This is a genomic window from Shewanella phaeophyticola (assembly GCF_025398315.1).
Classification (GTDB): domain Bacteria; phylum Pseudomonadota; class Gammaproteobacteria; order Enterobacterales; family Shewanellaceae; genus Shewanella; species Shewanella phaeophyticola.
On record NZ_JAODOQ010000001.1, the window covers coordinates 560,507 to 584,655 of the forward strand.

At 43.8% G+C, this 24,149-nt stretch carries 18 protein-coding genes and 4 pseudogenes; 3 read left to right on the forward strand and 19 right to left on the reverse strand.

Annotated elements, in window-relative coordinates; genetic code table 11:
• Window positions 1-414: 414 nt before the first annotated feature.
• Window positions 415-2,154 (reverse strand): chloride channel protein, encoded by a 1,740-nt coding sequence (locus tag N4T56_RS02680; RefSeq protein ID WP_261732128.1) that lies wholly within the window; start codon window positions 2,152-2,154, stop codon window positions 415-417.
• Between the two features lie 50 nt (window positions 2,155-2,204).
• Between N4T56_RS02680 and N4T56_RS02685 the strand changes: the two genes are divergently transcribed.
• Complete coding sequence (locus N4T56_RS02685) at window positions 2,205-2,978, forward strand: DUF6776 family protein (RefSeq protein ID WP_261732129.1); 774 nt, start codon at window positions 2,205-2,207, stop codon at window positions 2,976-2,978.
• A 21-nt stretch (window positions 2,979-2,999) separates the two neighbouring features.
• Window positions 3,000-3,350, forward strand: a complete 351-nt coding sequence (gene erpA, locus N4T56_RS02690) for an iron-sulfur cluster insertion protein ErpA (RefSeq protein ID WP_055024237.1) — start codon at window positions 3,000-3,002, stop codon at window positions 3,348-3,350.
• Window positions 3,351-3,405: 55 nt separating this feature from the next.
• Here erpA and N4T56_RS02695 read toward each other — a convergent pair whose 3' ends face one another.
• The 4 genes from N4T56_RS02695 to N4T56_RS02710 form a co-directional block, all read right to left on the reverse strand.
• Window positions 3,406-3,867, reverse strand: coding sequence for a hypothetical protein (locus N4T56_RS02695; protein ID WP_261732130.1), 462 nt, complete (start codon window positions 3,865-3,867; stop codon window positions 3,406-3,408).
• A 24-nt stretch (window positions 3,868-3,891) separates the two neighbouring features.
• Window positions 3,892-4,278 (reverse strand): DUF2750 domain-containing protein, encoded by a 387-nt coding sequence (locus N4T56_RS02700; RefSeq protein WP_188916871.1) that lies wholly within the window; start codon window positions 4,276-4,278, stop codon window positions 3,892-3,894.
• A 91-nt stretch (window positions 4,279-4,369) separates the two neighbouring features.
• Window positions 4,370-5,485 carry an anhydro-N-acetylmuramic acid kinase gene (locus N4T56_RS02705; protein ID WP_261732131.1) on the reverse strand — a complete coding sequence of 372 codons (1,116 nt, stop codon included), beginning with the start codon at window positions 5,483-5,485 and terminating at the stop codon, window positions 4,370-4,372.
• A 37-nt stretch (window positions 5,486-5,522) separates the two neighbouring features.
• Window positions 5,523-7,055, reverse strand: a complete 1,533-nt coding sequence (locus tag N4T56_RS02710) for a peptidoglycan DD-metalloendopeptidase family protein (RefSeq protein WP_261732132.1) — start codon at window positions 7,053-7,055, stop codon at window positions 5,523-5,525.
• 125 nt (window positions 7,056-7,180) lie between these two features.
• Here N4T56_RS02710 and tyrS point away from each other — a divergent pair, with 125 nt between their 5' ends.
• Window positions 7,181-8,377 carry a tyrosine--tRNA ligase gene (gene tyrS / locus N4T56_RS02715; protein ID WP_261732133.1) on the forward strand — a complete coding sequence of 399 codons (1,197 nt, stop codon included), beginning with the start codon at window positions 7,181-7,183 and terminating at the stop codon, window positions 8,375-8,377.
• A 59-nt stretch (window positions 8,378-8,436) separates the two neighbouring features.
• Here the strand turns inward: tyrS and N4T56_RS02720 are convergent, their stop codons facing one another.
• From N4T56_RS02720 to N4T56_RS02785, 14 genes and pseudogenes are all read right to left on the reverse strand, one after another.
• Window positions 8,437-8,913 (reverse strand): nuclear transport factor 2 family protein, encoded by a 477-nt coding sequence (locus N4T56_RS02720; RefSeq protein WP_261732134.1) that lies wholly within the window; start codon window positions 8,911-8,913, stop codon window positions 8,437-8,439.
• 1 nt (window position 8,914) lies between these two features.
• Window positions 8,915-9,541, reverse strand: coding sequence for a trimeric intracellular cation channel family protein (locus tag N4T56_RS02725; RefSeq protein WP_261732135.1), 627 nt, complete (start codon window positions 9,539-9,541; stop codon window positions 8,915-8,917).
• Window positions 9,538-9,930 (reverse strand): DUF2721 domain-containing protein, encoded by a 393-nt coding sequence (locus N4T56_RS02730; RefSeq protein ID WP_188916859.1) that lies wholly within the window; start codon window positions 9,928-9,930, stop codon window positions 9,538-9,540. Before N4T56_RS02730 ends, N4T56_RS02725 begins: the two co-directional genes overlap by 4 nt.
• 308 nt (window positions 9,931-10,238) lie before the next feature.
• Window positions 10,239-11,135: a cobalamin biosynthesis protein gene (locus N4T56_RS02735; protein ID WP_261732136.1), complete on the reverse strand. Its 897-nt coding sequence runs from the start codon at window positions 11,133-11,135 to the stop codon at window positions 10,239-10,241.
• Between the two features lie 117 nt (window positions 11,136-11,252).
• Complete coding sequence (locus N4T56_RS02740) at window positions 11,253-11,945, reverse strand: 5'-methylthioadenosine/adenosylhomocysteine nucleosidase (protein ID WP_261732137.1); 693 nt, start codon at window positions 11,943-11,945, stop codon at window positions 11,253-11,255.
• 168 nt (window positions 11,946-12,113) lie between these two features.
• On the reverse strand, window positions 12,114-13,202 hold the full coding sequence (locus N4T56_RS02745; RefSeq protein WP_261732138.1) for a methyl-accepting chemotaxis protein: 1,089 nt from the start codon (window positions 13,200-13,202) through the stop codon (window positions 12,114-12,116).
• 169 nt (window positions 13,203-13,371) lie between these two features.
• On the reverse strand, window positions 13,372-14,184 hold the full coding sequence (locus N4T56_RS02750) for a sterol desaturase family protein (protein ID WP_261732139.1): 813 nt from the start codon (window positions 14,182-14,184) through the stop codon (window positions 13,372-13,374).
• Window positions 14,181-14,843, reverse strand: a complete 663-nt coding sequence (locus N4T56_RS02755) for a CDP-alcohol phosphatidyltransferase family protein (RefSeq protein ID WP_261732140.1) — start codon at window positions 14,841-14,843, stop codon at window positions 14,181-14,183. The genes N4T56_RS02750 and N4T56_RS02755 overlap by 4 nt, the downstream gene beginning before the upstream one ends.
• 71 nt (window positions 14,844-14,914) lie before the next feature.
• Window positions 14,915-15,580, reverse strand: a complete 666-nt coding sequence (locus N4T56_RS02760; RefSeq protein ID WP_261732141.1) for an ATP-binding cassette domain-containing protein — start codon at window positions 15,578-15,580, stop codon at window positions 14,915-14,917.
• 8 nt (window positions 15,581-15,588) lie between these two features.
• Window positions 15,589-17,243: pseudogene (locus N4T56_RS02765) on the reverse strand (ABC transporter permease).
• 50 nt (window positions 17,244-17,293) lie between these two features.
• Window positions 17,294-18,520 carry an ABC transporter substrate-binding protein gene (locus N4T56_RS02770; protein WP_261734737.1) on the reverse strand — a complete coding sequence of 409 codons (1,227 nt, stop codon included), beginning with the start codon at window positions 18,518-18,520 and terminating at the stop codon, window positions 17,294-17,296.
• 52 nt (window positions 18,521-18,572) lie between these two features.
• Window positions 18,573-19,416: pseudogene (locus N4T56_RS02775) on the reverse strand (DUF547 domain-containing protein).
• A gap of 143 nt (window positions 19,417-19,559) precedes the next feature.
• Window positions 19,560-21,714, reverse strand: a pseudogene (locus tag N4T56_RS02780) (FAD-dependent oxidoreductase).
• 11 nt (window positions 21,715-21,725) lie between these two features.
• Window positions 21,726-24,087 (reverse strand): annotated as a pseudogene (locus tag N4T56_RS02785) (TonB-dependent receptor).
• Window positions 24,088-24,149: the final 62 nt, after the last annotated feature.

Below are 24,149 nucleotides of genomic sequence, written 5' to 3' on the forward strand. Positions count from 1 at the left end.
AAATATGCCCGACAAGATTCACTTGCTTTGAAATAGAACAACCTAGTGAGAGTTATGTCTCCATATCAAAGGGTAAGTTATACCAATTCCACTAATTATCTGGTCATTCAGCGGGAATTCTGTACCTTCTAGGCAAGTAATAGGATTGTAGGCATAGTTGCTCTCGGCAACTGCTCCTGCGTTGCTCTACCTCCTGCGTCCATGCAGTCGTACGTCAAAATACTATTAAGCAGCATAGAAGGTACAGAAACCCGCCTTGCAGGAGGCGCTCAGACAGTCCATTTCTTTGTTACATTGCCTTAGAAGGGATAACCATTATTTCAACAATGCGCCTCAAACTGAACAGTCTGAGCGACTCTGATTGGTCACATAATTAATGGAAATGGTATTATTGGTCGCTCATCAATAAAATGATTAAATTTGGCCTGAGCGGATCTCTTGCAATAAGTTAGTCCAGCTTATCACCCCAACGACTTTTTGATGGTTCGGGCTATTGGGACTTAATCGATAAATATACACTTCACCTGAGCGTTTAGCGACCAGTGCTTCATAGGCTTCGTTTAATGTGGCGCTGTCTGGTAGTCCAGGCATTGGGTGTCGTGACAAGGTGGTCGAGTCTTCAAACGATTGCATCTCGAGTCGTAACATTTCTATTTGGCCTTCACTATTACGCACTAACACTGGACGCCCCTCAGCCCGCTTTAGTACTTCAAGCAGCAGTTCATCGTCATCGTTTACAATCACAAAGCGCCGGTCCATTAACACCCTAACACCTTTATTTTGTAAGCCCTGGTTTAATGGGGCAACTTTATAGCCTAATCCCATAATATCTAATTGCTTTAAGAAGATAGAGTTGGTGTTAAAGCCCTGGTATGCAATCAAATAGGCCGGAATGGTCACAAACATTGCCGGTAAAATAATGGCGGCATCATTGGTTAATTCCAGTAGGGCAACGAGTGCAGCTAAAGGTGCACTTAAACATACCCCCATCATGGCGGTCATACCGATAACCGTATACAAACCAATGTATGGCGCAATTGATGGAAACAGCAAACTGCTGATGATGGCTAAAATAGCGCCTACTAAGTTCCCAATTCCGTATAGTGGGTCAATGATCCCACCCGGTATACCAAACCCAATGGCGGCTACCGTCGCAAGCATTTTTGCGAGTAATAATCCGATTAAAAACAACAAGCTTGGGTGCTCGCTAATGGCTTCGTGAATCGCAAAGTCTCCCGAGCCTAAAGCTTGCGGCATCACGAGACCAATCGAAGTAGTAATCACTGCTGCAATCAATAAGCGGTAAATTAAAGGCCAGTTTTGCCCTTTAGCGGTGACATTTAACAGCGAAAAATTAAATAATGCGGCCACGCAACCCAGTACGACACCGCCAATAAGCAAAATAGGGTAATGGTCGAGCGGGATACGGATAACATTAATCAGTTCATATTCGTGAATATTACCAAACGCTAATTGGCTCGACACCGCGCCACAAATGGCCGACAACATAATGGGGAAGAAGTAATGGATTTTATATTCGCGAACGATCACTTCAAACACGAAGAGTACTGCAGCAAGTGGCGCATTAAAGATGGCGGCAATCCCTGCGGCAATCCCGCTGGCGCACATAATACGCACGCTGTTGTCCGGTAGGCTGAATTTTTCCGCCATTACGCTGGCGCTAACGGCCCCTAGATGAATGGCGGGGCCTTCTTTGCCGACCGAAAAGTTAGTCATTAAGGCGATTAATGCTTGTGAGAATTGCCCCGGAGCCGACTGCAGAGGCACTTTACCGTAATGGAGTTTAAATCGGTGTAGCACATAGGCGATACCCATACGACGATAACGTTTCGAACCGATTAACGACAATAGCCAAATCAGTGCCGCACCCATCAAAGGCAGATAACTTCGCCAATCTGATAAAGTAGAACTAATGGTATTCGTGTCAGAAAGCAGATATTGTTCGGCCCATAATAAAATCAGTCGGAATAAAATAATCACCAATGAGGCAATAATTGCAAACAGCAGCGCCAGCGCACAAAGTTGCACACTAATTTTGGCTTGAGATAATTTATCTCTAAATTCGTTATGCAGATATTTGCGCGCAGCTCTTTTGGCGTGAATAATAGCGACTTTATTTATTTTAAATTGCACTGTTTGGCTCTAGGCTCATTGGCATTTGTATTTTAAAGGGTTGTTACCTAATGTTAAATTATCACCGTTGGTTAGACAGACTGCAAGTTTTACAACACAAAAACCGGACGTCGAGCAAATACTTAATTAGCTTAATGTTAGTGTCTTTTTTATTAGGTGCGTTAAGTTATAATTTATGGTTATCGTTTGCGCCAGAAACCACCACCAATAGTGCCAGTGGTAAACGAAAATTATTGCAACAACTTGATGAACAAGCACAGGTGTTGGCCAGCCGTAATTTGGCGTTAAGTATCGCTGAAAATGCCAATAAAGAAATGCAAGATATGTTTAGTCGCCAACTTGCAGACCAAAAAGCATTGGAAAAAGAGTTGGCATTTTATCGCAGTGTTATGGTGACCGATGCCGACGTTGAAGGTGTGGCGATTAATGCTGTTGAATTAACACAAGGCATTACCGCTGAGCAGTTTACATTGCGTATCGTGTTAACCCAGTTACAAAAACGCAAAGCAAAAGTAAAAGTGCAAGCTGAAGTAATGTTAATTGGGCGACAAAATGGCCAAACTAAAGAGTTGTCGTTAGATAAATTACTTAATAAAAAGTTAGACTTTGAATTTAATTATTTTCAAATCATGGACAATGATATTGTTCTGCCTGACGGCTTTAACTTGCAACGAATCGCCGTTAAGGTGAAGGTGAAAGCCAGTCGTGGAGTGAAGGGCGGCGAGATTGAACAAGTGTATAATGTACCTGAACTATTGCTGGGTGAAAAAGAACTGCGGGTAATACTTGAACAAAATAGTCAGGTAAAGGATAATTCTCAGTAGAAACCGAAGTAAGAGGTAGTAATGACTGAACAAACTGATGCAGCAATGCCGATCCAATTTACCGATGCTGCAGCGACTAAGGTAAAAGGGCTGTTAGAAGAAGAGCAGAATCCTGAATTAAAACTGCGAGTATATGTTACCGGCGGTGGTTGCTCTGGGTTTCAGTATGGCTTTACGTTCGATGAAAAAGTCAACGAAGGTGACTTCACTATTGAAAAACAAGGTGTACAGCTTGTCGTTGATCCTATGAGTCTTCAATATCTAGTGGGTGGAGAAGTAGATTATACTTCGGGTCTTGAAGGGTCTCGCTTTTTTGTAAAAAACCCTAATGCAACAACAACCTGTGGTTGTGGCGCAAGTTTCTCGGTGTAATATTTTTATAACGAGCCAATAAAAAAGCCGTCTAGCGACGGCTTTTTTGTGCGTATTAACTGGCAATAATATTGAAATTAACTCGCGGCTTAAACCAGGCTTTTACCTTGCCATTAAAGCTTATCCACACTTGCAGCATACCCAAAGCGATAAAAACACTATAGATAAGCCACTCGGGAACCACACTTTGAAACAAACCAAAGTCCATAGTGGTAGAGCCGCTATCTAGGTTTTCTGGGTCATACATAATGATTGGCATCAAGCTGTATAGCACCAATTGCAGCAGGCTATAAGTTCGTAATAAATAAAGCGCCGCTTTTTGTCTACCCACAATACCTAGCACTAACATTAGCGTTAATATACAAAGCATTGCACTGAGTTCAGATATCGACTGAGCTAACATTAAGCCCATCACAGAGGCAATGACATAAACCAGCATTAACGCAATTAACCGCTTAGGCAATTGAGGTTTTATGGCATCTGGTGCATTGTCTGGTTGAGGTTTTTCTTGGGTCATTATTGTGTACTCATAGGGTACAGATTAATGTTTAGCTTGTGACTTTGGCGTTAAGCGCTCATTCACTTCGTAAGGCGGTACAACGACGCCTAAATCTTCTTGTACAGGGAACACCGCAATAAACAAGTCGTCATCTTCCATGCCGCTAACCCAGCGCTCTTGAAATTCAGATAACGGAATGGCCAATGGCTCGCACTCTTTCCATTCATCAACAGCCCATAGCGCAGCGGTCTCTTCTGATGGCCACATCGGAATGCAATCTTCATCTTCGGTGGTCAACATGACGCAGCCATCTTGATCTTGCAGGGTCCAAATAGTTTTCTCGGCTTTAATTTGCTCAACCATGTAATCGTAACGACCTTCAGGAGTTAGATTCATTAGTTCTGATACACTTTTGGCTTTGTTGCTCATATTGACTCTCATTATTTAGTAAAGGTTTTGCCAACCCAAAGAGCTGCGCAAATTTGCGGTCATCATAACATTGCGACTCGCGTTGAAAAAGTTATCTTGCTTTAAAACGTCCACCTAATACAGCTTGGCGCGATGCACCCGTCACTGCGGGTAAGTTAGCTGGCAGGTCATGATGATGACGCATTGCCAACCAAGCGAAGGCGATGCCTTCTACCCATTTAGCATCAACACCCAGGCTTCCTGTGGTATCGACCTTGTAACCCGCAACTAATGGTGTCAAACGACGGACTAATTCGCTATTTAGTGCACCACCACCGCAAATAAACAACTCACCAGTGTCCGACAATTTATTAATGTCGTTGGCAATGCTATGGCAGGTTAGGTCGAGTAACGTCGACTGAATGTCTTCCTGGTCTAGGTGGCTATAGTCGGCGAGTTGTTGTTCAAGCCATGCCTGGTTAAACAGCTCTCTGCCAGTACTTTTAGGGGCGGCTAAGGCAAAGTAAGAATGGGACAACAACTGTTCAAGAAACGCTGGATTGGTTTTACCTGATGCAGCCCATGCGCCGTCTTCGTCAAATGGTTGCCCGAGGCTTTGATTAATAAAATAATCAATTAAGGTATTGCCTGAGCCGGTATCAAAGCCAAGCACATCATCACAGTTGCCCGGTAAATACGTAATATTAGCAATACCGCCAATGTTTAAAATCACTCGGGTCTGTCCCGGCTTGGCAAATACTTGCTGATGAAACGCTGGTACTAATGGCGCGCCTTGGCCACCGAGTGCAACATCTTTACGTCTAAAGTCGGCAATGACATCGATGTTGGTTTCAACTGCAATGGTATTGGGGTCACCAATTTGCAGGGTAAAGCCGATTTCTAAATTAGGCATGTGGCGCACAGTTTGTCCATGCGATCCTATAGCGATGATTTGCTCTGCGGTGATATTGGTTTTTGCGAGTAAATGATTCACGGCTTGGGCAAATAATTTACCGACACTGCGGTCAAGGCGGCCTAATCGATTTATTTCATCATCGGTTGCTGCTTGACATAATCGCTGTAAACCTTTTAACAAATGGCTCGGAATTGCTTCGGTATGGCCGGCAATTAATTTAGGTTGCTCAGCTGTAAAATCAACTAACACGGCATCGACACCGTCCATACTGGTGCCCGACATCAGGCCGATAAAATATTCTGGCTTAGACATGAAATGCTCTCTGTTTGATGTTGCAAACTAGCAAGCGTTAATTGCTTGCCAATTGCTGCTGTTGATTTGATTTTAATTGCGCCATTAACTGCTTGCTTAAAGACGTAAATTTGCCTTTTTCATTACGATTAATTGGCATTGATTTAGGCAGGTCTATGGTGCGAGGGTTGCGATGAACCCCATTAACGATAAATTCATAATGTAAATGAGCACCGGTAACGCGGCCTGTTTTGCCTAAGGTACCAATAATTTGGCCTTGTTTTACGCTGTCGCCACGTTTTACTTTACGCTTAGTTAAATGCAAATATTTAGTGGTGTAGGTATCATTGTGTTTAATGAATACATAGTTACCATTATATTGATTGTAACTTGATTCTATCACTCTCCCTTTACCGGCAGCTTTAATTGGCGTGCCGATAGCGGCAACATAATCTACGCCTCGGTGGGCTTTAACTTGACCGGTTACAGGGTGTAAACGGCGTGGATTAAAGTTAGAGCTAACGTATTTAAAATCAACCGGTGAGCGTAAAAAAGCCTTACGCATACTGTCACCGTTTTCAGAGTAATATTCGCCATCGGTATAACGTACTGCAGTATAGCGCTCACCCTGGTTAATAAACTCGGCGGCTAAAATCTTGCCGTTACGTAAAAACTGGCCGTCGGCGTACTCTTGATCAAACAGTAATGAAAAATTATCGCCTTTGCGTATATCTAGGGCAAAGTCGACGTCCCAGCCAAAAATATTGGCCAGTTCCATAATATGATTCCCCGACAAGCCTGCGTCTGCCGCAGCATTCCAAAAATTGCTTTTAATGGTGGCGGTAATAAATGAGGTGCGGCTTTCAACTTTTTTGGTATTAACCACTTCTTTATAGTTATCGTTAGTATGGCTAATCACCAAGGTTGATACCTTGTCCATGCGGTAGCTCAGCTCTTTTAACTCACCTAAATCATTTTTGCTGATGGCAATTTCTTCGCCTGGCATAATTTTAAGTAAGTTCTTTTTCGCTAAAGGCAGTTGGGTGATGTCATACACATCTTTAGCGCTTAACCCTGCGCGACTAAAAAGCCCACCTAAGGTGTCGCCTTTTACGACTTCATAATACTCAACCGTATAATCATCGTTGCCTGCTTGCTGTTTTAGCCGTGCTTTTTGTTGAGCAATTTGTTCGTCAAGTTCGCTAATCACGCCATCTACACCGTTAGGGCGAGTTTGTAACAAGGCTAAATGTTTGGCGAATGCTTCATCGTCAGCAGTGGCCTGGCTGTTGTCATCTGAGCCAGTTTGAAGCGATTGAGTCGAGTCATCAGAAATATTGTCAGCGGGCACTTCAGTGATGGTATCAGCGCCTGGGGCTAAAGGCGTTCTAAAAGCCAATGGCACGGCATAACGTGTGTTGGTTTCGATGGTCTTTTGAGCGTTGGACTTATCAACTAAACCGGTTTGTTTAGAGGCTTGCGCGTCTTCCGATGGAAACATCAGAATAATCGCGGTCAACATCACTAATAAAGACAGTGTGATTTGATGTGCTTTTGGCAACAATGTGAATAATGTAAGAAGCTTTGCCATTGACTCAGGTACCAATTTCTCTCTCGCGTTATTATATGCTAAGTGTACACTCTTTCATTTGCCGTGGCTAACAAGTAACATAGGCCTCTTTATTTTTTGTGCAAGCCCTAGGAGTTGCAGTAGCGATGGCGAATTTAGATCAAGTATTGGCAGAAATTAAGCGTGGTACCGACGAGATATTACTTGAAGCGGATTTGCTTGAGAAGCTCAAAGAAGGGCGTCCTTTACGCATCAAATTAGGTGCTGATCCTACCGCTCCAGATATTCATTTAGGCCATACTGTTATTTTAAACAAAATGCGTACCTTTCAAGAGTTAGGTCATGAAGTGATTTTCTTGATTGGTGACTTTACTGGTATGGTTGGCGACCCAAGTGGTAAAAACAGTACTCGTCCGCCGCTAACTCGCGAGCAAGTACTTGCTAACGCCGAAACCTATAAAGAGCAGGTTTATAAAATTTTAGACCCAGCTAAAACACGTATCGAATTTAATTCTAGCTGGTTAGAGCCACTAGGCGCAGCCGGTATGATCCGTTTAGCATCGCAACAAACCGTTGCCCGTATGATGGAACGTGACGACTTTAAAAAGCGTTATGCGTCAGGCCAGGCGATCGCGATCCACGAGTTTATGTATCCATTGCTGCAAGGTTATGATTCAGTCGCGTTAGAAGCAGACGTTGAATTAGGCGGTACAGACCAAAAATTTAATTTATTGATGGGTCGTGAGTTACAAAAGGCAGAAGGGCAAAAGCCACAAACCGTAGTTATGATGCCACTGCTTGAAGGGTTAGACGGCGTTAAGAAAATGTCTAAGTCGGCGCATAACTATATTGGCGTGAGTGAGCCTGCTAACGAAATGTTTGGCAAAATCATGTCTATTTCAGATGACCTCATGTGGCGCTACCTTGAGCTATTGTCGTTCCGTCCACTTGAAGAGCTTGCCCAGTTCAAGTTAGATGTTGAAAACGGCACGAACCCACGCGACATTAAGATTTTATTAGCTAAAGAAATCATTGCGCGGTTCCACGATGAAGCACAAGCGCAAGCTGCTCATCAAGCCTTTATTGATCGTTTCCAAAAAGGTGCTATCCCAGATGATATTGAAGAAGTGGTATTAGAAGCGGGCGATGGCTTAGCGATTGCTAACTTACTAAAAAATGCAGGCCTTGTGGGTTCAACATCTGACGGTATGCGGATGATTAAGCAAGGTGCGGTAAAAATGGACGGTGAAAAAGTGGAAGATAGCCGTCAAAGCTTTAATGCCGGTCTTGAAGCGATATTCCAGGTTGGCAAACGTAAGTTTGCTAAAGTGATTTTGAAGTAACATGTTAATCACCCATAAAAAAACGGCTTTATAAGCCGTTTTTTTATGCCTGCGATTCACTACTGCGACTCAAGTTGGTCTGACATCGTTTGATAATCCATCAGATCCATTTGTTCAACTAAACGTTGAGTATTATTATCAAATTTTAGTGTGGTTACTCCCGGAACCGCAAGGTCAATGACTTTGCCGGGTTTGCCATACTGGTCACCAGAGTCACGTAAACGGTAGCTGCCAATAATCACGACTAATGAGCCGGTATTAAACATATGTTCTATGTTTAAGCGATATTCAAGTACGCCCTCATGAGCTCGTTGTAAAAATCCAATAATTTGGCGACCGCCGGTATAAGTGGTATTGGCGGTTTTGTCGTAAAAAACGGTTTCGCGAGAATAAAAACGTCGTAGCGCAGAGTAGTCGTGATCAGTTAATGCTTCCATGTACTTCATGGCCAATTGCTGCTCTTTCGGCATGTCGCCTATATTGGCATGGGCTGAAAAACTAAATACTAAACAACACAGTAACAAGATTATTCGCACATTAAATTCTCTTTGTTTTTAAGTCGAAAGCCGGTAATGATAAATGCCAGCGGATAGCGCTTAAGCGGATGATTAACGTGCTTATCATCGCAATAAACATCGATGTAATAGTGTCCATTCCGACAACTAAGCTTAAGGTATAACAGATCCCACCAACGATGGAAGCAGTAGCGTAAATTTCTGTTCGTAATACCATAGGAACCTGACGACACAATAAATCACGAATAATCCCACCACCGACACCGGTAATTAACCCCATAACGACTGCAATCATGCCTGATAACCCCATTAGCAAGGCTTTTTCTGCCCCAATAACGGTAAACAAGGCTAACCCCAGAGCATCGGCCACGGGTAAGGATATTGCAGGTAACTTATGGGGTTTACGTACCAATATTAAGCAAGCAACGACAGTTGCTAAAATAACGATGATGTAATTAGGGTCGCGGATCCAAAATACCGGTGTTGCGCCGATTAATGCATCACGAATACTGCCTCCGCCAATGGCAGTTACTGAGGCCAGTACAATGACGCCAAACGGATCCATGCGATGTTTTCCCGCAGCGAGTGCGCCAGAAAGGGCAAACACTGCGGTACCACATAAATCGAAAATGTAGATCCATTGACTCATTTACTTAACTCTTTGAGGTGAATATTGAGCGCATCAACTGAGATGCGAATTTCAATCACCGATAAAATCAATGAGTAGAGTAATAACAGCAAGCTAAGGCCAAACACAATTGAACCAGTTTGGTTAAAACCGGTGTAAATCAAAATCATGCAAAATACACACATGGCAAAACTGCTAACACCCGCTTCTTGCATTTTGCGAATGATAATAATCCGTTGGCGCAAGTTTTTAATTTGTTCATCTTGTACCGGTTTGTCATTACTGCTGAGGTTACGAATGAGTGCTGCAAGAGAGAAAAAACGGTTAGTGTAAGCCAGTAATAATAAAGAAATAGCCGGAAATAATAGTGCCGGAGTGGTTAACGATACATGTAAGTTATTGAGTAACATGGTATTCCTAAGCAGGTTTCACGCTGGTAATAATCAACAGTTGCTGACTAAAGAGGGGTGACGATTACAGCGATGTCAGCCATTAGCCAGATGTTTATATTAACAAAGGCTTAAGACGTTACATCGCGATGCGTCTTTAACCGTAATTTTGAGCTATTATCGCTAAATATTAACGCGTTTAAAACAGGATTTACATGTTTTAAAGAAATCTTAATCCTGCCCAAATTAACGGCAGTAGCAAGGTTAAGCATATCCAAAACAGGTTAGCCGTTTGCGTGATGGTTATGGCTTGGCTTATATGGCGATGATCAGGCAGTGGGCACAGCTTTTACTTTGGCTAAATCCACTCGGATGCTGGTGCCGTTTTCAATAAACTGTTGTGGCATTTCCAATTCTATTTTTAATAAATTAGCCGCTAAAGCATAACTACCAAACTGATTATTAAGTTGTTGGCTATTGGCGGGGGGAAGGATTGAGCTCCAAACTGATTTGAAGCCGAGCTGTCCAAATTGAATCGCCAATGAGCAATGCCATAGCAAGGTAGGGATAAAGAAGATTACCCGATTGAATTGGCAGATAAAACTCGAAAACACTTGAAAATGAGGATGATAAGGTGGCCAACTGTGTTCAAGCTGTCTGAGCATTCTCACCACTAAGGTCATCGTGGCACCGCCAAGGGCAAAAAATAAAATAGTGGCTATAGTGCCATATATTGGGGTGGTAAACAGTTTTTCGATAGTGGCTTTACTCAGCCCAACCTCAGAGAGCACCTTAGTGTTTTGGCTAGTCCAAGGAGCCAGTAACTGTTTAGCATCTTGTTTATGTCCAGATTTTATGGCGTCAACGACCTTTTCTGCTACGGGTTTAAAAGCGGAATCACACAAACAAAAATATAAAATAATTAGCTCAAAAAACCATGGGTAAGCGGCTAAATTCAGTAAAAAGCTCACAATAATTCCGCAAGGAACAATAAGGATGAGAGTGGCGAGAATACCAGCGGTAAGTTGTTGGCTGACGGCTCGCTCTGGGTGATTGACCTTAGTCGCAATTAAAACGGCTATGCGATTAAACCAAAGTAATGGTTGCAGATCGCGTGGAATAGGAACAAAGCGAGCCAATATTAACGCGCAAAACAAGATACAACAGCTATGCAGTAACCCACCGTCCTGGCTCAACAATTGCGGATCGAATAATTGATTAATCATAGAGACTCGATATTTGGGCTACAAGTGCAAGTGGATAAAGGCGCTGTCGTTTATTTTAGTGGTTAAGCCATGGATTCAACGACTCTTATAACCCGACGTTGAATCCATGTGAAACATTTATAACTGTTGTAACAGTGCTATCACCATCATAGCGGAGTGCATACCCGCTTTAATGATGTACGAGTCAAAATCCACTGGCGAATCATTATTAGCATTGTCTGACAGTGACCGAATCACTACAAATGGCACCTTAAACTGGTGACAAACCTGAGCAATGGCTGCCCCTTCCATTTCACATGCCGCCATAGTTGGGAAGTTTTCGCACATCACTTTGGTGCGAACAGGATCGCAAATAAAGCTGTCGCCGGTACAAATTAACCCTTCGATGGCGTTCACTTCCCCTAACTCTGCAACGGCTTGTTTAGCGGCATTGACTAATGTGCTCTCAGGTAAAAATGCGGCCGGCTGTTGTGCCATCTGGCCAATCTCGTAACCAAAAGCGGTAACATCAACGTCGTGGTGGCGCACCTCTGATGAAATTACAATATCGCCAATGGCGAGTGTATCGACAAAACCACCAGCTGAACCGGTATTAATCACATGTGTTACTGCAAACTTTTCAATCAGTAACGTTGTGGCAATACTGGCGGCAACTTTACCAATACCAGAGCGTGTCACGACCACTTGTTTATCGCCGATATTACCGCTAATAAATTCGATGCCTGCGATAGTTGTATGCTCGGGCTCAACAATGGCTTGTACTAAATGAACAACTTCTGGCTCCATAGCGCCAATAATACCGATTTTCATGGATAAACCTTAACTGATTAAACAAATTCGAATGGGCGCTAATATAGCATGGGCGCGCGATTTTGTGAAAACTCAGAGGAGATTTTAGTGATGAGTGTGGTGTGACACAATTCGTTAGCTAGGCGTTAACAGGCTAACGAATTTTAAGCGAAGACAAAACTAAAGTGTTTATTGTTGCTGGCTTTGTGCCAATAATTTATCAATTGCGTGTACTACACTAATACTGGCATTTTCCATGGTTTCAAGGTGAGATAAAATCTCGGCCTCTTGACCAGATTGCATCGCAGCGACAGCCGCTTTTCCAGCGCTATGAACTGCTGTATGTGGTTGTTCAATGGCTTTAAAGCTCGACAAGCTTGCATATTGTTGGCCTTCACCATGGTAATACCATTTTCCGAGACGGCATTCAGTGTGGCTATTGACGCTAGCATTACGGTCTTTATTAGCTAATATACTGTAAACGTTGCTTTTCCAGACGCTGTGGTCTAACTTCACAGTGGTTAAAAAGGCGGTCATTGATGCTTCACCAATGACACGCTTCATGACTCCTGAACTTTTGAGCACTTCGGTGACGACTTGATCAATTTGTTCAGAAGAGGCTGCAATATCACTCGAACAAGTTTGGTTTGTAATGACAACTTGTTTAATTTGCTCGGTTTGATCAATGACCGTTGCAACTAACTTTTCGATATTGGCGCTGGCGTCATGGGCATTGCTGGCTAATTGCCTTACTTCGCTTGCCACTACCGCAAACCCTCTACCCGCATCTCCTGCACGCGCCGCTTCAATGGCGGCATTGAGTGCCAGTAAGTTAGTTTGTTCTGAAATCTGTTGGATCGATGACACTAAATTACTAATGCCATTGGCTGATTGACTTAATTGAGCCGCAGTCGCCATGCTCTTTTCTGCATGATCATTTAAATGCCCCGCACGTTCTTTCAAATTACCGATAGCGACTCGTGTCTGACCGAACAGTTTATCGACTTCAGACAACATGTGTTTTTCTTCATCGAGCTTGATTGAGTTTGCGAGGGTGGTATCTCGAATATCATTAAGCATCGTTGCACCTTGCAATTGCAAATTGGCGCGTTGAGCATCGTATTCGGATTGATTATCAGAGTCTGCTAATTGCTGAGTTAATTGTGCAATATGCTGATGCAATTGAGAGAGCTCATCTGCATGCAGCTGTTTTGTTTTGTTCAGCTGTTGCTTTAAATCGGCAATGTCTGCTTTCAAGCTCTGAGTAAAACCGATCATAATATCTCTATTGGTTATTTATACATTAGTAATATAGTGAGTAAGTTTGCTTTTTTAATCAAACTCTCCAAGTGTTATACATCACAAACAACAATAATAAAAATATGACACTTTGATAGTTAAAATGCATTAAAAATGACTTTAACTTGAGAGCAGAGTGGCCTTATGGCTATTTTTTGCGGGCAAAAGGCATCCACAATAAACCGTTTAACCAGGCATTTTGTTTTGCGTTAGGGTATTGGGTTAAACCAATATCAATTTGAGTGTCTGGTTTACTGGCCTGTGCGGTGTACGTGCCAAACAGTTTGTCCCACCAAATAATACTAAAGCCAAAGTTGCTGTTACTTTCACTCATCAGTTGGCTGTGATGAATACGATGCAATACCTGAGTGATCAGCACTAAACGGGCAAGGTTTTCAATTTTTGCGGGTAAGCGAATATTGGCGTGGTTAAAAATAGCAAAACCATTGAGCAATATCTCAAACAAGATGACAGCTTCAGCAGGGATACCCAATACCACAATTGCAAGCGCTTTAATGCCAAGGCTGGCAATGATTTCGATGGGGTGAAACCTCAGTGCGGTACTGCTGTCGACATGACGGTCAGCATGATGCACTTTATGTAATCGCCACAATAATGGAATGCGATGAAATAATCTGTGCTGCCAATAAATCAACATATCAAGCAGCAACACGCTGACAGCAATATTCAGCCAATCTGGCAAGCTTAAATAGTGTAATAGCCCCCATTGTTGCGCACTGACATACAGGGCAAAACCGGCCAATCCTATTGGTAGAATCAACCTTGCAATAACCGATGAAATAATTAACAAGCCAAAATTACCCAACCACCGTGTAGCCATTGAGGCTGACTGGGGACTTTTAATGAGTGTTCTAGCAGGAAACAAGACTTCGAGGCTCATCATTAGCGCTAAAATGGTTAAAAATACTCCGAGTCGAATTGCTGCCATATCATCTATCATGTTTTAGGCTCCTCAACGATATTTGTTCTAGTTTGCTGGTTACTTGAATGGTTTTTTAAGGTGTTATAACCGCCATGAATACGGGTAAAAATAGTAATAGCCCCTAAAAAAGCAAACGTGTAAGCCAGCTCTGAAAAGTAAGCTGGCCACAAACAAAACGCCACAAAAAAAGCAATAGTTTCAGTGCCTTCGGTAAGTCCGTTTAAGAAGTAAAAACTCTTATGGGCAAACTGTGGCCTTGGTAAATGAAGTTTTTCGGCTGGGATTGCAAACGCTAAAAAACTCGAGCCTGTACCGATAAATACCGTAAGTAATACGGCAGCGGCTAAAGCGTTTTCATTGGGACTTGCCAATGCAAACCCCAAAGGAATGGCAGCGTAAAACAAAAAATCGAGACAGATATCTAAATACCCCCCAGCTGGCGTAGTGTGTTTTTGATGACGGGCAAGGGCGCCGTCAAGTCCGTCAATGATACGGTTTAATACGATAAAAAATAATCCCATATACCATGCTTGTATGGCTAAAAATGGCACAGCTAACATACCCACCACAAAACCTATGAGTGTTAATTGGTCTGGCTGTACTTGTTTTTTATCCAGTAATAATACAATTGGTTTAAGCATCGGCTTAATCACCGGTGTAATAAATCTATCTAGCATTTATAGTTTCCAATTAATTGATACACTTGTTGTTTATGTGTATTGAATAATCTTTGCTGATTAAATCCAGGCTAAAACAACGAAATAATTTTACCCTGAGCTGCGTCAGCATCGCTTTGATCATGGGTGACCATAATCGCGGGTAGCTTGTGCTGACGAATTTGTTCAAACACCAACTGCCGTGTTTCTTGGCGTAATTGGCTATCAAGCTTACTAAAAGGCTCATCAAGTAAAATGGCTTTGGGCTGACTTAATAATACCCTCAGCAGTGCGACTCTAGCTTGTTGCCCACCCGATAAGCTTTGTGGGTTGCGATGCTCTAAACCGGCTAACCCTACTTGAGATAATGCCTGGCTAATATCAGCTTGGCGTTGTGCTTTAGCTCCGGCAGGCATGGCAAAGCTAATATTACCTGCGACAGTGAGATGCGGGAACAGTAAAGGGTCTTGATATAATAAGCCAATACGGCGCATGTGGCTGGCAGTGTCAGTGATTGACTGTCCATTTAGATATAAATTGCCTTTGGCGCTGAATCCTTTAGGCAGCATTCCCGTTAGCCAATTTAATAATGTTGATTTACCGCTACCTGATGGCCCCATAATCGTCAGGATATCACCACCGGCAATAGTTTCGTTTAATGATAGCAACACCTGTTGTTGCCGTTGTATGGTTAACTGCTCAATCACCAACGAAGAGGTGTTTGAGTTTGCCGCGCTTATTTGCTCGTGTTTTTGCATGTTTATCCTTATTCGCGGTGTGTTAACAGCATTTTAGGCAGTGCCCATGCGAGCAGAAAACCAAGTGCTGGAAGCAACATTTGGACTAACGCATAAACCGCACTGGTGCGTCTGCTTGCGCCATTAGCTAGCGATACTGCCTCAGTGGTAATGGTGTTGATACGCCCACCTCCAGCCAATAATGTCGGTAAATATTGGCTAAAACTAATGGCTAACCCTAGCGCCACAGCAATAAAAATGGGCGCCAATAACATGGGTAATTTTATTTGCCAAAATATTTTTGCCTGGCTGGCGCCTAAACTGGCGGCAACATAACTAAAGCGCGGATCTAAACGGCGGTAACTGCTTGCAAGCGATAAAAATACATAGGGCAGCACAAAGAGTAAGTGGGCTAACACCACGTTAATAAAGGTATGGTGACTGCTCATTTGCTCTAATACCCACACCAGGCCAAATAAAAACGCAATGCTGGGGATCAGTAACGGTAGGTAAATGATCACACTGGTTAATCTTGAGATGGCTTTACTGGTATGTTGCTCAGACTCTAGCGTCAGTAAGGTTAGCACTACGGCTAATCCTGTCGCACAAACGCCAATTAACAGTGTATCGACAAGCGGCGTGCGCATTTGTTGTAACGCCGATTGCCAATGCTGAGTCACAAACGTGTGAGGCAGCAGATCAGGATAAGCCCAAAAGCCCGCGAAAGACCACAACACCATGCCAAGTAAGGCTAAGCCGATAACCGTTAACATCAGCACGGTAATCACGTGAGTGATGTTTTGTATGATGGCACCGGCATATTCGCGCTTACCATTAACCAGCATAGATTGAGACAGTTTTTTGATGAGCTTTTCTGCCTGCCACCAGCCAAGCAATAAGAGTAACGTCAGGGCTATTTGCACAATGGCGCCAGCCGAGGCTTTAATGCGCAAGTTTAAATCCACATCGTGAAACCATTGCATAATGGCCACGGCAAGCGTTGGCGGACTATTAGGGCCTAAAATTAACGGGATCTCTACACTGGCACTGGCATAGGCAAGTACCGCTAAAATAGGTAAACGTAAAAATGGGTATAAGCTGGGCAAGACCACTTTGAAAAAAGCGGTCATCGGGCAATAACCTAGGCTTAATGCCACGCGATGTTGAGCGCGCAATGTGTGGCCTAACTCGGGCTGTGCCAGCACACCCAGGTAGCCATCAACAATAAGAAAGGGAGTTCTTTGAGGGTTAGGCCTAAAATAATACTTAGCCCCATAGCATCATGTGGGAATAACCAATCAGGTGGCGTATCCCAGCCGCTTAACCAGGGGGAAACCAGCCGAGAAAACATCCCTGACGGGGTAATTAAAAAGCCTATGGCAATCGCCGCTGCGGCATGAGGGATAACTAAAATTGGCCCTAACAAGCGTTGAATATAGCCTAGCCAAGGGCTGGTAAAGTAACTGGCCAAAATCAAAATGGTAATGACAAAAGCCAGTAAGGTGCTGATAAAGCTGGTGGACACACTGAGCAGTGCCATATACCCAATACCGGGTGTATGCCATAAATCCACAAAGCCACTGACATTAAATTGAGTGTGACCAAGTACCGGAAACCAGCCAAAAGCCGGTAACACCACTGCAATCAAGCCACCAATAACAGGCAGCACGAGCAATGCCATCATTAAATAGGGACTGCTGCGAACCAAGGTGTTGAAACCACTTTTTGCTGTTATCACCGTATCACTCCATAGCGTTGCAACCACTGCGTTGCAATGACGTTTGTCCAGCTTGGGTGGGGCTCACTTAATGCGGGGCTACTGTCTAGATTAACGATATTGGCACTTGGGTGTGACTGTAATGGTGGCTCAAACCAAGCCTGTTGCTTTGCTGGCAATTGCGATAACGCAAGCACGCTGGTGTCGCCCCACACTTTTGCTTGTTGCTTTTTTGCCTGAGCTTTTGGGCTGAGTAAAAAGTTAACCACTAATTTGGCGCTATCTGGGTGGGCGGCATTGTAAGTCATGGCAATAAAATGGATGTTGCTTAAACTGCCGTCACGCATACGATAACTACGGGTGCTGTCTGGCAAATCAAAACGCGCGACAGCCGCGGGCACTTCGGCGGCTGAAAAGGTAAATGCCAGTGCCAGCTCGCCATCGCCCATTAATCGGCGCAGTGCTAAGCCGCTAGACATAAAATGTTGCCCTTTACGCCATAAGTTTGGATGCAAATCATCTAAGTATTGCCAAAGTGGTGGTAATAATAATGCCTGGCTTTGAGCGCTAGCGGGTTGATAAAGCCTGTTTTTAATGGCATCAGGCTGACTGTTGTTAAGGGCTATTAACGCATATTTTAAAAAGCTCATGGCTAAAAAGTCAGGCGGCTTAGGGTAACTAAAACGCCCCGGATGTTGTTTTGCCCATAAGCTTAATTGTTGCAGTGTTTGTGGTGGCGTTTGGGTCAATAAGCTGTCGTAATAAAACGTCAGAGCCGCTTTGCCCCATGGCGCCTCCATGCCTTGAGTCGGTACGCCAAAATCGCGTGTCATGGCGGGGTTATTATCTGGATCGGTTAAGGCAAAGTTGGGCAATTGCATAACCCAGTTTGGCGCCAATAGTTGATGCTTTGCCATCGCAGCAAAGTTTTCGCCATTGATCCATACTAAATCGACTTTACCGTTATTATGGTTATTGGCAGATTTCTCTGCCAATACTCGGCTAACGGCTTCGCCTGTGTCGGTGAGTTTTACATGGTGTAATGTGATTTGGTATTGCTGCTTAACTTGCTCGGCAACCCACTGAATATAGCGATTGATTTGCGGATCGCCGCCCCAAGCATGAAAGTACACATCTTGATTTACACCACGCGCTTCAATCTGTTCCCATACCGCAAGCTGCTTGGTTTGTGCGTAAGCCACGCTGGTCCAAAGGCAGGCGTATACACTGATACCTAATGCCATAGCCGCGACAATATGCTTTTTTATGTTACAGATTTTACTGGAGAACATTGGCTTATCGAACCGCATTTAACGACCAGTTATAATCGAGAAAGTCGATATCTAATTGTTGTTTTTTTGCTGCCGCTTGCTGAACAGCATTGAGTTGTAATGTGTTAGGGTACAACAAAAAAAACGCTTCAATAGAATCCGCCCCGGCAAAGCCTTGAGTAAAGTCATCGCCATACCATTTAAAAATGGCAGACAAATAAATCGTGTCGCCTTTGGCATAATTACGACTAGTGTCAGCTAAAAAACGCTTGGTTTGTGCATCGAGTTGCTGCTCGAGCTTAGCACCGGTATAGGCTTCTTCTAGCAGGGCTGGGCAGCCAATACTTGCACAATTTACCGCAAAATGAATTCTCGGGTCATTGTATCTGTCGCTGCCGCAGAATAAGCTTGTGCTCAATGTCATTGAGGCTGCGGGTTTTGCCAAGCAAAGGAATAAAGCTTTTGTCCCAAGGCGAGCTAAAAAATCCGCCGAGATCTTTTATCGATTCAATATCTGGATATTTAGTTAAGATGAGCTCAACGGTCCAGGCGTTGTAGGCATTGATGAGCATGGCCAATTGTGTTGATTTATCCCATGCATCAAATTGCGTCTGACTGATGCTGCTCAACTGCTTGAGGTAGCTTTGCAGTTGAGTGCGTTGCAGCTGCATTGCTGCATAATCTACCGCGCTACTACTGCCATGATTAATCGGCTTTACGTGCTGACTCACCAGAGCTTGCCATTGTTGGTGTAAGGCCTGCTCAGTTGTTGCTGGAATTGCATCTGCAGCCATACTGATTTGACTGAATAGTAAGGTGCTAAAGAGTAGGGGTGCAATGACAACACTTTTGATAAATGCCTTGAATATTGTGTTCATTTTATTTGGCTCTCTTACTGCGATTGGCATCATCCCTTGCCGGGCAGTTTGCTATTGATTCACGCGTGTTTCATTAAATATGCGTCAGTTAATCAGGGTTAACTGACGCTATCATTGTGTCGTCTTTTAAGGGATTAACCACGGCGCCATGTGTGGTATTTTTCTAACCAACGCAACACAGTTGCTGGGGCATGGTTACGTTTCCATTCTCCGGCAGCGTACTTGTTGCCTTCGGCTCATGTTGGGTAACTGTGGATGGTGCCTAAAATCTTGTTAAGCCCTAGGCCGTGTTTCATCGCTAATACAAACTCAGCAATTAAATCACCAGCGTGCTCTGACACCACGGTGACGCCTAAAATTTTATCTTTCCCCTTAGGCGTAATGACTTTAATAAACCCTTCGGTAGCACTGTCGGTAATGGCACGATCAAGCTCGGCAAAATCAAAACGAGTCACTTCGTAATCAATACCTTGTTGCTTGGCTTCATATTCGTTTATACCCACGCGCGCCACTTCTGGATCGATAAAGGTGGTGCCTGGAATAACGCGATAGTCGACTTTAAACTTTTTCAGGTGCCCAAATAGTCCATTTACTGCAGCGTACCAGCCTTGATGTGCTGCCACATGGGTAAATTGATATGGCTTCAACAATGTCGCCAGCGGCATAAATATTAGGATACAAGGTTTCTAAATATTCATTGGTTTGAATGGTGCGGTTGGTTTCAATACCTAACTCTTCTAGTCCATAACCACTTAAGCGTGCACTACGACCGACGGCACATAAAAGCTGGTCGTACTCTAACGCTAGTTCTTGCTCTTGATGTTTAACGATAAGGTATTTTTTACCTTCGCGCAGTTCACAGCGCAGCGCTTGGTGTGAGGTTAAAATATTAACGCCGCTATTACGTAATGCTTGGGTAGCAAACTCAGACACTTCAAGATCTTCTTTGATCATGATGCGCTCAGCCATTTCAACTTGAGTGACTTGTGAGCCTAAACGGGCAAAGCTTTGGGCAAGCTCAGAGCCAATTGAATCGCCGCCAAGTACCACTAATTTTTGTGGTGCAGTATCGAGTTTGGCAAACTCGTCCCATAAGGTGTCACTGGTAACATAACCGACTTCTTCAATGCCCGGTAATGGCGGCACAAATGGTCGAGCGCCGGTGGCTATCACAATGCTACGCGCGGTTAAGCGAGTGGTGTTCCCGTCTGGGTAGGTAATTTCGACTGTCCATGGGTCGATTAACTTGCCGTACCCCTTAACAACATCAACCCCTAAATTGGTGTAACGCTCAACACTGTCGTGTGGGGCAATATCGGCAACCACTTGGTGTACTCGAGTCATGACTTTTTTAAACGAAAACTCAGGTGTGCTGTCTTCTAAGCCGTAATGATGGGCATTACGTATTTGCTCGGCTATTTTGGCACTCTTAATAATGGCTTTACTGGGCACACAGCCATAGTTTAAGCAGTCGCCACCCATTTCTCCGGCTTCAATTAAGGTCACCTTAGCTTTTACAGCGGCGGCAATATAACTGGTGACAAGACCGCCCGCACCTGCACCAATCACAATCATATTTCGGTCAAATTTAGTGGGTTTAGTCCAGTTGCTGTACACGCGACGTTTTTTAATCATATTGACGATGGCCTTAGCGATAAGTGGGAATAAGCCTAATAGGGCAAATGACACAATTAGGTTGAACGATAAAATGTTAGACAGACTGTCGATTTGCGCTAATTGAGTCCCGGCATTGACGTAGACGAAGGTGCCTAAAAACATACCGACTTGGCTTACCCAATAGAAAGTCCACGATTTAAACGCAGTCACGCCCATCAGCATGTTGATTAAAAAGAACGGGAAAATAGGCACTAACCGTAGAGTGAATAGATAAAAGCCACCTTCTTTTTCAATTCCGGCATCAATGGCCGCTAAACGCTCTGGAAAGCGTTGTTTAATGGAGTCGCGTAATAAGTAACGCGACACTAAAAAGGCGAGTGTGGCACCAATGCTTGATGCAAATGAGGCAATAATTAAGCCTTCGACGATGCCAAATAACGCACCTGAGGCGATGGTAAGAATCGCCGCGCCAGGTAAGGACAATGCAGTGACTGCCACATACAATGCAAAGAAGCCACCGATGACTAATACCGGTGATTCTTGGCGCAGTTGGCTGAATTGCTCCATTGAGCCTTTAAGGCCATCAAGTGTGAGCAATTGGTTTAAATTAAAGTGGAAAAATAACCCCACCAGTGTTGCTGCAATAATTAGTAATACGATTTTTTTCAACATGTTTTATAGCCTTAAAATGAATGCTGCAATGTCAGGGTGGCATTAATCGGTAACTCAGGGTAAACCAAGGTAGAACCAAAATAACCGCCTTCAAATACAGGGCGCCAGTTCTTTTGGTCTGTGACGTTATTCACGTCAAGTCTTACACTGGTTTGTTCGCTAAAGTCATAACGAGTATTGATATTGAGCGTGTATTGATCGCGAATATACACAGTCGCTAAATAGTCCAATGGATAACTCTTGGTATATAGACCGGAGAAACCGGCTTTCCATTTCTCAGTAATGGCAATTCCGCCATTAATTGTGAGCGATTGTTCAGGTAAACCTTGTACGCGGCTATTTGATGGCGCGAATGAGGCAAAATTGGGTGCGCCTATTCCGGTGCCTGCAATGATATCTGGACGTGAATTATCAAAGGCATCGGCGACTTGAACCGTATCTTGGCTACTGGCTGAATTATCATAACGAGCATCTAAATAACTGTAACCCGCACTAAACCAATAAGGGTCTGCATCATAAAAGGCTTGTGCTTCAAATCCTTTAGTGCGAATACCTGTATTGCTGCCATCACGATTTCGCAAACTGCGTTTTTGATCAAACACTGCTGCATCGACATACCAGGCACTATCGTTTGGCGAATATTTAATTCCCACTTCGGTTAAGGTGTTTTCGGTAGCAAAGTTTTGACTGCTAATTTGATTATTGGCGCCTAATGTGGTGCCGCCCGCCATGCTGTTTGAGGTGGATTCGTTATAACTGGCACTGGCATAAGTGGTGATAAAGTCGCTCAGTTGATAGCTAATACTAATTTGCCCAGATTCGAGCATTTCATTAATTGAATCACTGGCGGCGATTTGCCCTTGGGGTGCTAAGGCATCTCGAGCCTCAACATCATAAAAGTCGGCACGATACCCTATGCTGGTCGATAATTTATCGGTCCATTGACTATTGTGTTGAATGGCTAAGCCTGTTTGCCAGCTGGTTGAGTCTGTAGTGTCTGATAATGAATAGTCGCCGTTGCCATCACCATCAATGTCGTATTGTGCCCCCGGTGACACAAACACCCCTGGGCGCAGTTCAACTAGCCTGGTTTGTTGTTCTGCAGTCAATGGGATTCGGCGATTTTCAATTGAGTACTGTTAAATCGATGGGTAAATCGGCTTCGGTGGTAAATTGGCTGTAACCTAACACCTTGTTGTAGCGTATGTCGGCGGCAACAATAGTGCTTTGATCATTATTCCATTGATAGGCTAGCTCAACTCGGTTTTGTGCAGTGTCAGCGCCATCGATGATTTCAACAAAACTGTTTTGGGCAATTTCTTCACGTTCTAAGTGCTGATAGTAAGTGATATTTTTAAAGGTGGCTTTATCGCTTAACTCACGCACGTAGGTACTGTGAACGATAAACGTTTGCGCGTTATTGATGTTGTCAGGATCGGTCAGTACCTGGCTGCGATCTATTTTTACTAACCCAGTCGGTGACACAATGGCATTAGCGCCTGGTATGGTGCTGCCATTAGGTTGAACGCCTTGACCAGTCACATATAAGCCATCATCAATTAATGCTTGGGTTGGGCGGTTTATCCCAGCGTTGTCGGTAAAATCGACATCATAATATTCGACATTGATGTCCCAGGTGCTGGCATCGTCTGGTAATAGGCGAAATGCTGCAAAAATACTGTCGCTTTGAAAACCTGAGTAATCATAATAGCTGCCATTATCGATATGCTCGACACTTAACCGCACGCCACTTTGCTCTTCGACGATATCTGTTGCTACATCTAATTGAGCACGGTAATGATCCCAACTGCCGGCAGAAGCGGTAAGGTTAGCAAATTTGTCATTAGTGGGTGCTACTTTTGAGTGTACATTAACAAAGCCACCGTTACGTTGGCTGGTGCCTAGCAATACGGGTGGCGCACCTTTTACCACATCTATTTGATCTATGGCATTAAAGGACATAGGAATGCCGAAACCATTATTTCCTGCTTGGCGACGCACACCGTCTTGGTATAACTCACCTAACTGACCACGAATAGTCGGCAAGCTTGATGCGCCAAAGCCGCTAGCCGAATAACTATTAGGGCTGACTTTTTGAATATCTGACAAGTCGATGATATTAAGCTGTTCAATCATCTCGCTGGTGATCGGGGTGACCGAGCGGGCAATATCTTTAAGCGCAATCCCATCACCAAATGAGCCATCAACGGTGCTGTTTTTAGGTGATAAACCTTTATCGTTAATCGCTTTGCCTGAGACATGAATAACTTCGATAGCTGAAGTGTCATCAGCGACGACAGTTAACGAAGAGAATAAGGCTAAGCCAACAGCCAATGCTGTTAATGAGCGGTTTGGATAACGATAAATAGGCATAATTTTTTCTGCTTTAATGAACATGGCCTAAAAGACCCACTAACGACGGTATTTATTACAAC

What these genes read in the sequence shown, in the direction of transcription:
- N4T56_RS02755 (WP_261732140.1), bottom strand. Translation starts at nt 14,843, where the DNA reads ATGCTAGATAGATTTATTACACCGGTGATTAAGCCGATGCTTAAACCA.
- N4T56_RS02695 (WP_261732130.1), bottom strand. Translation starts at nt 3,867, where the DNA reads ATGACCCAAGAAAAACCTCAACCAGACAATGCACCAGATGCCATAAAA.
- N4T56_RS02770 (WP_261734737.1), bottom strand. Translation starts at nt 18,520, where the DNA reads ATGGCATTAGGTATCAGTGTATACGCCTGCCTTTGGACCAGCGTGGCT.
- erpA (WP_055024237.1), top strand. Translation starts at nt 3,000, where the DNA reads ATGACTGAACAAACTGATGCAGCAATGCCGATCCAATTTACCGATGCT.
- N4T56_RS02745 (WP_261732138.1), bottom strand. Translation starts at nt 13,202, where the DNA reads ATGATCGGTTTTACTCAGAGCTTGAAAGCAGACATTGCCGATTTAAAG.
- N4T56_RS02740 (WP_261732137.1), bottom strand. Translation starts at nt 11,945, where the DNA reads ATGAAAATCGGTATTATTGGCGCTATGGAGCCAGAAGTTGTTCATTTA.
- N4T56_RS02730 (WP_188916859.1), bottom strand. Translation starts at nt 9,930, where the DNA reads ATGTTACTCAATAACTTACATGTATCGTTAACCACTCCGGCACTATTA.
- N4T56_RS02685 (WP_261732129.1), top strand. Translation starts at nt 2,205, where the DNA reads ATGTTAAATTATCACCGTTGGTTAGACAGACTGCAAGTTTTACAACAC.
- tyrS (WP_261732133.1), top strand. Translation starts at nt 7,181, where the DNA reads ATGGCGAATTTAGATCAAGTATTGGCAGAAATTAAGCGTGGTACCGAC.
- N4T56_RS02700 (WP_188916871.1), bottom strand. Translation starts at nt 4,278, where the DNA reads ATGAGCAACAAAGCCAAAAGTGTATCAGAACTAATGAATCTAACTCCT.
- N4T56_RS02735 (WP_261732136.1), bottom strand. Translation starts at nt 11,135, where the DNA reads ATGATTAATCAATTATTCGATCCGCAATTGTTGAGCCAGGACGGTGGG.
- N4T56_RS02760 (WP_261732141.1), bottom strand. Translation starts at nt 15,580, where the DNA reads ATGCAAAAACACGAGCAAATAAGCGCGGCAAACTCAAACACCTCTTCG.
- N4T56_RS02725 (WP_261732135.1), bottom strand. Translation starts at nt 9,541, where the DNA reads ATGAGTCAATGGATCTACATTTTCGATTTATGTGGTACCGCAGTGTTT.
- N4T56_RS02705 (WP_261732131.1), bottom strand. Translation starts at nt 5,485, where the DNA reads ATGTCTAAGCCAGAATATTTTATCGGCCTGATGTCGGGCACCAGTATG.
- N4T56_RS02750 (WP_261732139.1), bottom strand. Translation starts at nt 14,184, where the DNA reads ATGATAGATGATATGGCAGCAATTCGACTCGGAGTATTTTTAACCATT.
- N4T56_RS02710 (WP_261732132.1), bottom strand. Translation starts at nt 7,055, where the DNA reads ATGGCAAAGCTTCTTACATTATTCACATTGTTGCCAAAAGCACATCAA.